Raw genomic sequence first — 11,158 nt, forward strand, 5'->3', positions numbered from 1 at the left:
CTCCCTTCGAGCTGAAACGTAATTTCAGCCAAAAAAACACCTCGTCACCCCGGGCTTGACCCGGGGTCCAGCTGTTCTTCAGCGAGGGTCCGGAACAACGCGAAGGCCGCAAAGGAAGCTGGACCCCGGGTCATGGCTCCGCGAGCCACGTGTCTCGCTACGCGGGTGACGGGAAAAGGGGCTGGATGAAAAGGGCGATGTGCCTTTCAGCCGCCAGTTCCCCCCAACCTTTCAACCCTTCGGATCGCCCCCACACCCCGGCGATTTCAGCCAACCCTTCAAACGCGCGTGACAAATGTGGCGGAGGCAATTAGCGGATCGGGTGTGAACGCTATCGAACATCAATCGACCTTCATCGGCAGCCGCGACAACACTGATTCCCCGCCGATCGATCCCCGGCGGCTGATGCGTGATCTGCAGGCGTTTCGCGACCCGCGGCCAGGCCGCAGTGCATGGGAACTGGCGGTCACGCTGATCCCCTTTCTGGCCTTGTTCGTGCTGATCGCGATTGCGACAGAGGCTGGCTATTACTTCGCGCTCGGGGCAACGCCGCTGGCGGGGCTGTTCTTGATGCGATTGTTCATCATCCAGCATGATTGCGGCCATGGGGCGTTCCTGCGAAACCGGATGAGCAATGACTGGTTGGGCAGGGCACTAAGCGTTTTCACGCTGACGCCGTATGATTGCTGGCGGCGTTCGCACGCGCTGCATCACGCCGCCACCGGCAATCTGGATGCGCGCGGGATCGGCGATGTCGATACGCTCACCGTGCGTGAATATCGCGAACGCACGCCGATCCAGCGGTTGCTCTACCGGTTGTACCGCCATCCCGTGGTGCTGTTGGGCTTTGGCCCGGCATACCAGTTTCTGTTGCGCCACCGGCTTCCGTTCGGCCTGATGAAAGACGGGCCGATTTACTGGAGCAGCGCCATCGGGACCAATCTGGCGACTGCGCTGATCCTGGCCATACCGGTTTTCCTGTGGGGCTTCGGCATCACAGCCATGGTGTTCTTTCCCGTGCTGATCAGCGCGGCATCGCTGGGTGTCTGGCTGTTTTACGTGCAGCATCAATTCCCGGAAGCCTATTGGGATCGCGCAGCCGATTGGTCATTCCATGATGCTGCATTGCGCGGCAGCTCCTACCTCGATTTGCCGCCGATATTTAGCTGGTTCACCGGATATATCGGCATCCATCATGTCCATCACCTGGCCAGCAGAATTCCGTTTTATCGCTTGCCCGAAGTGTTGGCAGAGCATCCCCAGCTGCGCGATCTGAACCGGTTCACCGCGCTTGAGGCGTGGGGCACTTTGCGGCTGGCCTTATGGGATGAAGGCGGGCGGGTGCTGGTGTCATTCCGCGAGGCATGTCGCATTCGCAGCGACACTTGCGCGCCGGGTTCATGACGGTGAAAAGCACGTAGGGCTGCAAAAGCGCTGCGGCGCGCCGGCCCCGAGGCTGCGGCGGCATTCCCCAACCTGCCCCGTCCGGCCCCAACCTGCCCCGTCCGGATCGCCCCCACGCTCCGGTGATTGCAGGCCCCCCCGACCTTGCCCTGGCCAGCTCCCATTCTGCCTGACCCCCGGCCCGATCCTGTGCTACAACCCCGCCCATGACCCAGGCCGAATATCTTGCCGGACGCCTGCTGCTGGCCATGCCCGGGATGGGCGATCCGCGGTTCGATCATGCGGTGGTGGCGATGTATGTTCATGACGGGGAAGGTGCGCTGGGGGTGATGGTGGGCAAGATCCGCCACGGGCTGCGGCTGCATGAATTGCTGGAGGATCTGGATATCCATCCCGGCGCGGCGCCCGATTGCGTGATCCATGATGGCGGGCCGGTGGAACAGCAGCGCGGGTTCGTGCTGCATTCACCCGACTGGGCCGGGCCGGGGACGATCGAAGCGGGAGAGCTGGGCTGTCTGTCGGCCTCGATCGAAGTGCTGAAAGCGATCGCTGCTGGCGAAGGGCCCAGCCGCTGGATCGTGGCGCTGGGCTATGCCGGGTGGGGTGCGGGCCAGCTGGAAGGGGAAATGCGCCGCCACGGCTGGCATGCGGCCAGGGGCAACGCCGAAGTGCTGTTTGACACCCCCGTCAGCGCCCGCTGGAAAGCGGCCTGGCAGAGCGAAGGGATCGATCCGGCGCTGCTGGCCAGCGAGACCGGGCGGGCATAGCCGCAAGCCCCCTCCTCTGAAGAGGAGGGGGGAAACCTGCCTGCGGCCTTATGCTTCGCTGCCGTGCCCGCTGCTGGGATGCTTCACGGTCCAGGCCCCGAACATGGCGATGATCGCATAGCAGACCACCGGCACCAGCAGCGCCATGCGGATATTGCCGGTCATGTCTGCCACCGTGCCGAACAGATAGGGGACCAGCGCCCCGCCAACGATTGCGGTGCACATGATGCCCGACCCTTGCGGGGTCTGGTCGCCCAGCCCTTCGGTCCCCAGGCTGAAGATCGTCGGGAACATCAGCGAATTGCAGAACCCGACCAGGATCAGCGTCCAGGCGGCCATGTTGCCGCTGCTCATCGCCGACAGGCCGATCAGCAGGATCGCGGTGGCGGCGAAGGCGGTCAGCACCCGGCCCGGCTTGAACAGGCGCAGCACAAAGCCGCCCAGCAGCCGCCCGATCATCGCGCCGCCCCAATAGAAAGCCACCAGCTTGCCGGCCGCTTCCATGCCCAGGCCCATCACGCTCTGATCGCCCAGATAGGCGATCATGTTGCTGCCGATCGCCACTTCGGCGCCGACATAAGTGAAGATGCAAAGCGCACCCAGCTGGACCCGGCGGTTGCTGGTGAACAGGTCCCAGGTCCCGGCCACTTTGGCCTCTTCCGCCTTGGCCCCGTCCAGCGCGGCGCGGAACAGCCAGAACAGTGCGGCCATGGCCAGCATGACCACGGCCAGCCACATATAGGCGTGGCCGATCGAAGCGCCCTGCTCGACCCGGTAGGCCTGCAGCTGTTCAGCCGTGGCGCTGGCCGCGTCGATCGGCTTGGCATCGCCCAGCAGAACCTGAGCCCCGCCATAGACCATCAGCGTGACGCCGATCGAATTGAACGCCTGGGCAAATGTCAGCCGACTGTGCGATGTTTCCACCGGCCCCAGCGTGGTGATCACCGGGTTCATGGCCACCTGCAGCACGGTAATCCCGGCCCCGATGAAGAACAGCGCGGTCAGGAACCCGCCGAACGATCCTGAATTGGATGCCGGGATGAACAGCAATGCCGCCCCCGCCACCATCACGAAACCCAGCACGAAAGTGCGGATGTAGCCCAGCCGGGCCATCACGATCCCGGCCGGGATCGAACACAGCGCATAGGCGATGAAGAACGCCATCTGCACCAGATTGGCCTCGGCATGGCTCAATTGGAACATCGGCCGGAACTTGCCGACCAGCAGGTCGTTGATGTTGGTCACCCCGCCCAGGATGAAAAATACCGCGAAAGCCAGCAGCAGCACGGTGCGTGCCTGCCCACCTGTCGCGCCGCCGGTCCCACCGGTCTGCGTACCCGTAATCGGAGCTGCCATGATCCCCTCTCCACCATGAGCCAGATCGGCTCTGCGGGCCTTGTTGCCACGCTTGATAGCCTTGTCTACCCGCATACGTATGGCAGCAGGGTGAGCGTTGGGAGCGCTTCCGGCGGGTTTTCAATATTCGGGATTGCATTTCAACAATGTGAAAAATAGAAGGCCGGGATGACCGGACCGGTGCGCTCTGTTTCTCAGGCCTTTGCCATTCTGCGGCTGCTGGCGCGCGATGGGCAGGCGCAGACCCTGTCCGACGTGGCCCGCGCCACCGGGCTTTCGGTGTCCAGCTGCCTCAACCTGCTGCGCACTCTGGTGGCCGAAGGCGCGTTGGAGGCGGAAAGCGGCAAACGCTACCGCCTCGCCCCCGGCTGGAGCGATCTGGGCGCGCTGATGCGCAGCGAAGTGGCGCGGGTTGTGGCGCGCACCCAGCCTTTGCTGACCCGCTTTGCCGAACAGCACAATGCTACCCTGGGCCTGTGGCACATCCAGCCGCGCGAGCGCCTGGAACTGGTCGCACTGGGTGCAAGCGACAGCGCGACGCGGATCCATATGGCCGTGGGGCAGCGCCAGCCGATCGGCGGCGGCAGCACCGGGCGCGCCCTGGCCGCAGCGCAAGTGGTGGACGATGCCGAACTGATGCGCCGCTTTGCCGCGTTGCGCTGGCACCGCCCGCTCGATTACGCGGCCTATGCACTGCAAGTCGGCGCGGCGCGCTCCAGTGGCTATGCGCTGGACGATGGCTTTGGCCACGCCGGGGTCTGCTCGGTCGCCTGCGTGGTGCCGGGCGAGCCTGCGGCCTATTGCCTGTCCGCTTCCATATTTGCCGGTTCGCGCGATCCCGATGGGGTGCGCGCGCTGGGGCTGGCGCTGGGCGCGCTGGCCCGCGCTATCGGCCAGAGCGACGAAAGGTCCTGACATGACGCAAGCGGAAAGCTTCCCCGAAATCCGCGACGCTGTGCGGCGGCTCTGTGCCGATTTCCCCGGTTCCTACTGGCAGGCGCTCGACCGCGAGCGGACCTATCCGACGGAATTCGTCCAGGCGCTGACCAGGGCCGGGTTCCTGTCGGTGCTGATCCCGGAGGAGTTCGGCGGATCGGGGCTGGGGCTGGGCGCGGCGACCGCGATTCTTGAGGAGATTCACCGTTCGGGCTGCAACGGCGGGGCCTGCCACGCGCAGATGTACACCATGGGCACCGTGCTCAAGCATGGCTCGCCTGAGCAGAAGGCAAAGTACCTGCCGGGGATTGCCGATGGCTCGCTGCGGCTGCAGGCCTTTGGCGTTACCGAACCGGGCGCGGGCACCGACACCACCCGGATTCGCACCTTTGCCCGGCGTGACGGTGATCACTACGTGGTCAGCGGTCAGAAGATCTGGATCAGCCGGGCCGAACATTCCGACCTGATGGTCCTGCTCTGCCGCACCACCGCGCGTGAGGATTGCGCCAAGAGCAGCGACGGGATGAGCGTGCTGCTGGTCGACATGCGCGAAGCGGTGGGCAACGGACTGACGGTGCGCCCGATCCGCACCATACTCAACCACGCCACCACCGAGCTGTTCTTTGACGATCTGCGCGTGCCGGCCGAAAATCTGATCGGGGAAGAGGGCAAGGGGTTCCGCTATATCCTGTCGGGCATGAACGCCGAACGGATCCTGATCGCCAGCGAATGCATCGGCGATGCCCGGTTCTTCATCGACCGCGCTTCGGCCTATGCCAAGGATCGCAATGTGTTTGGCCGGGCGATCGGATCGAACCAGGGCGTGCAGTTCCCGATCGCGCGGGCCTATGTCCAGATGACCGGCGCCAGCCTGATGGTGGACGATGCTGCGGCGAAGTTCGAGGCCGGGCTCGATTGCGGGACCGAAGCCAACATGGCCAAGATGGCGGCGAGCGAAGCCAGCTGGTACGCCGCCGACATGTGCGTGCAGACCCACGGCGGGTTCGGCTTTGCCGAGGAATATGACATAGAGCGCAAGTTCCGTGAAACCCGGCTGTATCAGGTCGCCCCGATCAGCACCAACCTGATCCTCAGTCACGTCGCCACCCACGTGCTGGGCCTGCCCAAGAGCTTCTGACCATGACCACAGTCAACCGTGCCCTCGACGGGGTCAAAGTGCTCGATCTCTCCCGCGTCCTTGCCGGGCCCTGGGCCACGCAGATGCTGGCCGATTTCGGGGCGGACGTGATCAAGGTCGAACTGCCGGGCAAGGGCGATGACACGCGCGGCTGGGGCCCGCCGTTCCTGAAATTGCCCGATGGCCGCGACGATCCCCAGGAAAGCGCCTATTACCTGTGCTGCAACCGCAACAAGCGCAGCATCGCGGTGGATCTGGCGCGGGCAGAGGGGCAGGCTCTGATCCGCAAGCTGGCCGCGCAGGCGGACATTGTGGTGGAGAATTTCAAGGTCGGCGGGCTGGCCAAATACGGGCTCGACTATGCCAGTCTCAGCGCGCTCAATCCCCGGCTGGTCTATTGTTCGATCACCGGGTTCGGCCAGTCCGGTCCCTATGCTGATCGTCCGGGCTATGATTTCGTCGCGCAGGGCATGGGCGGCTTCATGTCGATCACCGGCGAGGAGGGCGGCGGGCCATTGCGCGCGGGGGTGGCCATGGCAGACCTTTCCACCGGCAACATGGCGATGATTTCAATCCTGGTTGCGCTGCGCCATGCCGAACGGACGGGGGAAGGGCAGCAGATCGACGTGTCGCTGCTCGACACCCAGATCGCGATGCTGGCCAACCAGGCCTCAACCTATCTGGTCGACGGCACGGTGCCCGGGCGGATGGGCAACCGCCACCCCACCGTGGTGCCCTATACCACTTTCCCTTGCGCCGACGGAGTGCTGATCATCGCGATCGGTAACGACGGCCAGTACCGCGCCTTTTGCCACGAGATGGGCTGCCCCGAACTCGCCGAAGACCCCCGCTTCAAACTGGCGCGCGACCGGCTGATCAATCGTGAGGCGATCGAGCAGATCGTCCGCGATCTTGCCGCGCCGCAATTGCGCGATCCCCTGATCGACCGGCTGGTCAGGGCCGGGGTGCCGGCCGGGCCGGTCAATTCGATCAAGGACGTCTTCGCCGATCCCTTTATCGAAGCCCGCCAGACCGTGCACCGCTATGTGCGCGACGACGGAGTGGAGATTCCCAGCGTGGCCTTCCCCGGCAAACTCTCTGCCACTCCGGCGGACTACCGCCATCAGCCACCCCGGATCGGCGAACAGACCCGCGCGGTGCTGGGGGACTGGCTGGCTCTGGACGAAGCGGACTGCGCCGCGCTGGAACAGAGCGGCGCCGTTTTTCAGCGCTGAGCGACGCCGGCTTGTAGCTTTTCGCACAGACTTGGCCGCCAGCCTTGCTCTCAATCACCGCGCGCGTCCTAATGGATCGATTCGCGCGGACACATACAGGGGCAAGACATGCTGGAAGTCACATCCAAGACCATCGATGGCATCACCGATCTGGTCGTGATCGCCCCGATCAAGGAAGGCTTCATCCAGGCCTATGAGAACATCACATATGCCAGCCGCCTGAAACTGGTGGCCGAAGCGCTTAACCGGATTCGGGTTTCGGCGCGCGAATTTGAACGGGTGGTGCCGTTTTCCGATGTAACCGAACGGATTCTCAACCTGCTCGATTTCCGGGTTGGCGTGCTGGACAAGGACCTGTTCGGCATGGCCCGCAAGGCCCCGGGCAAACTGGAACTGCAAAGCCGCCGCTACCTGTACCTGACCGCCACTTTCGAAGGCGGGTGGGAACCTTACATGCGGCTGATCTGGCGGCCGCTGGGCACGTTCCTGGACCTGCTGTTCTGCAATTGCGATGGCTATGTCACTGCAACCGAACACAGCTGCGAGGAATACCTGCAATGGGTTCGCGACAACCAGATGGACAGCGCGATCTTCTATAACACCACGGGCCTGTCCACGCGCGATCAGAAATACCTGTCGCGGATCGAACGCCTGCAGCGCGAAGGCAAAAGCGAGCTGGAACTGGCGCAGGCGCGGATGGTCTATCCCGAACCCGCCGCCGCCGAAACCCGTCAGGGCAAAAGCGATCTGGCCAGGCTGCAGATGCAGCAGACCGGCAATCCCCTGGTCGGCTTCGAACATGTCGGCAAGACGCTCGAACTGGGGCTCGAAGCGCTGAATGTGATTTACAAGCTGGCCGATTTCTATCCGCCCGAATGGCTGACCGGGCGGCAGGCCGGGACCGATCCCGGCGGGCGCCAACGGATCAACGAAGGGCACCGTCTGGTCCGTGCGGCGGCGGATATTCTGCTGGGGTGGGATCAGTTCGCCGCCGGGCTCGATCAGCTGCCGGATGCGCACCCGCTCAAACAGCGTTGGACCACGGCCAAGGGGATCTACAAGGAACCGCTGAACTGGTATTCGACCGGCAAGACGCACCTCAAGCGGCTGGATGCCGCGCTGGAGGCGGAGCGGCCGCAAGACCCGGTGTTTGCCGCCAGCGAAGTGCAGGGCGGGATCCTGAAATCGCAGGGCAGCGCCGCCCAGCCGGTGGTCCACGGCGCGCTGCTGCTGTTCACGATCCGTGACAGCGCCGGGGCGCGCCGCTTTGTCAGCCAGATCGATCTGCATTTTGCCGATGGTGCGGGAAGCACGCCCACCGATGGGTTGTACCGCAATCTGGCCCTGACCGCCGATGGCCTGCTGCGGCTGGGGCTTGATCATCAGGTGGTCGATTGTTTCCCCAAGGAATTCCGCGAAGGGATGGAACAGCGCAGCGGGATCATTGGTGACATGCGCGAAAATCACCCGCGCAACTGGATCCTGCCCGAACGCAACGGCCCGGTTTTGACCGGTCAGGTTCCGGCTGGCACCGCGCTGCCCCGGGTCGAACTGCGCGAGGTTGATCTGGTAATCCAGCTGCGCTCGACCAATCCGGATCGCGCCGCGCTCGAAGCCGAAGCGCGCCGTCTGGCTGCGCTGGCCGGGGCGGGGGCCTCGCTCGAAGCGGTCGAATGGATGCTGGGCGGGCACGGTGAAGGCGACGGCTATTTCCGTGATCATTTCGGCTATCTTGACGGGATCAGCCAGCCGCGCCCGGTCCTGCCGGGTCAGCCCGCCGGTCTGGCGCGGGACCGGGTCAAACCGGGCGAAGTGCTGGCCGGTTATGGCAACGATCGCGGTGATGCCGCGCCGGGCCCCTATGCCTCGCTGGCCGATGAACGCAGCGGCCCGCGCGCCGCGGCGCAGGATCTGCAACGCAACGGCACCTATCTGGTGCTGCGCAAGATTGGTGAGGATGTCGAACGCTTCAACCAGTGGCTGACGCGCGCTGCCGGGCCGATCGCCGCGCAGCTGGGGATCGATGCCGGGGCCGCGCAGGCGCTGCTCAAGGCCGCGATCATGGGGCGCGATCAGGCCGGACGGCCGCTTGCCAAGCCCGACAGTCCTGACCTCAACGATTTCGATTACGGCGAGGACGGGACGGGGCAGCGCTGCCCCTATGCGGCGCATATCCGCCGCGCCAATCCGCGCCGGATCGTGACGGGTGGGGGCCTGCCCCCGGCCAGCCAGGCCGAAACCCAGACCCGCGCCGAATTTGATCGGCCATCGCCCCGGCTGCTGCGCCGGGCCATGCTGTTCGGCGATCCGGCCCAGGGTCCGGCCCGTGCCGGGCTGATGTTCATGGCCTATAACGCCAGCATTGCCGAACAGTACGAAGTGATCCAGCGCTGGCTCAACGGTGGCAACAGCACCGATGTGGCCGGCGCCAACAACGATCCGCTGACCGGGGTCGGGCCCAAGGATGCCCCGGCGGTGTTCCAGTTCATTGCCAGCGATGCCGCGGGCAAGCCGCAAGTGGTGCGGGCCGAACTGCCGCTGTTCACCCCCGGCGCACCGCCGGTGGGCCATGCCGATCCGGGGCGACATCCGTTTACGCCGCTGCATTGGGGGCTGTACCTGTTCGTGCCTTCGCGCAGCGCACTGGCCGCGCTGGGTCAGTTGACCGCCAGCTATCTGCCGATGCGCCCGTTTGATGAAGACGCGGTGGGCCGCGCGATCATCGAACGGGTGTCCGCCATGCCCGAAGATGAAGCGGCCAAGGAATGGAAGCGGCTGCTGGAAGATTTTACCACCAAGGACCCGGCCGAACGCGATCTGACCCCTGATATGTGGGCGGCGATCCGGCACTATTACGGCGGCGCGCTCAACCTGCGGCGCGGGCCGAACCAGGGCGGCGGCGTGGCGCTGGTGGGCGAAGGCGATAGCGGCGAGGAACCCGATGCGCCGCGCTATGACTGGGCCAATCCCGATCGCGAAAACCAGAACGTGGTGCTCTGCGCGGGCGCGCGGCAGGTGGCTCAGGTGCTGGCGGACTGGAAGAACTTTTCCAGCGAGGAACAGCTGCGCCGGATCCATGGCAACAGCGGACCGATCTTCGTTACCCAGCAGCCCGACGATAACTATCACAACCCGGCGCTGACCGCGCTCAAGCTCAACTACTGGAACGATTCCAACGCGACCAACGCGATCCTGATGAAGTACGATGCCCCGGCCGGGTTCAAGGCCGGTTACGCCGCCGGGACCAAAGTGCTGAACGCATCGAAGCAGGCGGTTGAGGCGCTGGGGCGCACATCGTTCAAGCTGGAACTGCGCCGCCAGTACCTGCTCCCCGCGCTGGGGGTTTTAAGCCAGATCTGGTACGGCTTCCCCGATGGCACCCACATGCTGCTTGGGCCGTGGTCATGGTCGCCGGTGCGACTGGGCGAACCGGGCGAGGCGGAAATGGCTGCGGCCAATCCCGATATGGTCTGGCGCGACAAGCCGCATGCTCCGGGCGATTTCCTCTCCCCCTCGCGCAATGCCTTCTATCCCCGGCCCAGCCCCGAAGTGACCGACTATGCCGAAAACCACGGCAAGGCGATTCTGATCGCGGCCCGCAAATTCGTGGCCGATCACCGCGCGGCCGACACGGTTCCGGGCGGATCGGTTGCCGCCGCGATGTTCCGGGAGATCCAGGATCCCGAAGTGCTGGCGCGCAATATCGTTGGCACCATGGTGGGTGCGATCCCGCCGATGGATGGCAATCTGCGCGGGGTGCTGGCCGAATGGCTGGGTCAGAAATCGCTGTGGCGGCACCAGTCGGCGCTGAAGCAGGCCACTGCGGGCCAGTCCGCCGATCAGGCGATCGCTGCGGCCATCGCGGCCTTGCGGGGCCCGGTTTCGCAGGCGATGTGCATCCGCCCCGCGCCAGACCTGCTCTATCGCACGGCCCAGCACGATACGCGGATCAAGACAGACCCGCCCACGCCCGGCTGTCCGCACCGCCGCGATGTGAAAGTGCGCAAGGGCGATATGGTGGTGGTCAGCCAGGTCTCCGCCGCGCAGCGCTCACTGTTCGATCCGGCCACGCCGGACGGCGATGTCTCGATTGTGTTCGGGGGCAAGCGTCAGCAGGCCGATCAGATCGACAGCCCGCCGCCTTATGCGGTTCACGCCTGCCCGGCGCAGGACATGGCCTTTGGCGCGATCATGGGGATCATGGCGGCCTTGCTCGATGCCGGGACGATCCAGGCCATGCCCGCCGCGCTGATCGTGCGGCTGAGTGACTGGAAACCGATCGGCGCTTCGCCCGGTGTTGCTTCCACGTGAGTGGAACAGAC

Annotated in this window: 7 protein-coding genes; 6 read left to right on the top strand and 1 reads right to left on the bottom strand. The window is 65.1% G+C overall.

Annotation, left to right across the window (positions count from 1 at the left end):
- The first annotated feature begins 324 nt into the window (after nucleotides 1-324).
- Complete coding sequence (locus MNBBLIKP_RS05335; protein ID WP_254912920.1) at nucleotides 325-1,404, top strand: fatty acid desaturase; 1,080 nt, start codon at nucleotides 325-327, stop codon at nucleotides 1,402-1,404.
- 206 nt (nucleotides 1,405-1,610) lie between these two features.
- Nucleotides 1,611-2,171 carry a YqgE/AlgH family protein gene (locus MNBBLIKP_RS05340; protein ID WP_088308212.1) on the top strand — a complete coding sequence of 187 codons (561 nt, stop codon included), beginning with the start codon at nucleotides 1,611-1,613 and terminating at the stop codon, nucleotides 2,169-2,171.
- A 48-nt stretch (nucleotides 2,172-2,219) separates the two neighbouring features.
- Here the strand turns inward: MNBBLIKP_RS05340 and MNBBLIKP_RS05345 are convergent, their stop codons facing one another.
- A complete protein-coding gene (locus MNBBLIKP_RS05345; protein ID WP_176399661.1) occupies nucleotides 2,220-3,527 on the bottom strand; it encodes a sugar MFS transporter in 1,308 nt (435 codons plus the stop codon).
- Between the two features lie 168 nt (nucleotides 3,528-3,695).
- Between MNBBLIKP_RS05345 and MNBBLIKP_RS05350 the strand changes: the two genes are divergently transcribed.
- From MNBBLIKP_RS05350 to MNBBLIKP_RS05365, 4 genes are all read left to right on the top strand, one after another.
- The gene (locus tag MNBBLIKP_RS05350) at nucleotides 3,696-4,442 is read left to right on the top strand and encodes an IclR family transcriptional regulator (protein ID WP_088308216.1); all 747 of its coding nucleotides are present in this window, start codon (nucleotides 3,696-3,698) and stop codon (nucleotides 4,440-4,442) included.
- A gap of 1 nt (nucleotide 4,443) precedes the next feature.
- Complete coding sequence (locus MNBBLIKP_RS05355; RefSeq protein WP_088308218.1) at nucleotides 4,444-5,601, top strand: acyl-CoA dehydrogenase family protein; 1,158 nt, start codon at nucleotides 4,444-4,446, stop codon at nucleotides 5,599-5,601.
- A 2-nt stretch (nucleotides 5,602-5,603) separates the two neighbouring features.
- Nucleotides 5,604-6,836, top strand: coding sequence for a CaiB/BaiF CoA transferase family protein (locus tag MNBBLIKP_RS05360; RefSeq protein ID WP_088308220.1), 1,233 nt, complete (start codon nucleotides 5,604-5,606; stop codon nucleotides 6,834-6,836).
- Nucleotides 6,837-6,944: 108 nt separating this feature from the next.
- Nucleotides 6,945-11,147, top strand: a complete 4,203-nt coding sequence (locus tag MNBBLIKP_RS05365; RefSeq protein ID WP_088308222.1) for a hypothetical protein — start codon at nucleotides 6,945-6,947, stop codon at nucleotides 11,145-11,147.
- The last annotated feature ends 11 nt before the right edge of the window (nucleotides 11,148-11,158 follow it).

The sequence above is a fragment of the Novosphingobium sp. B 225 genome, assembly GCF_002198665.1.
Lineage (GTDB): Bacteria > Pseudomonadota > Alphaproteobacteria > Sphingomonadales > Sphingomonadaceae > Novosphingobium.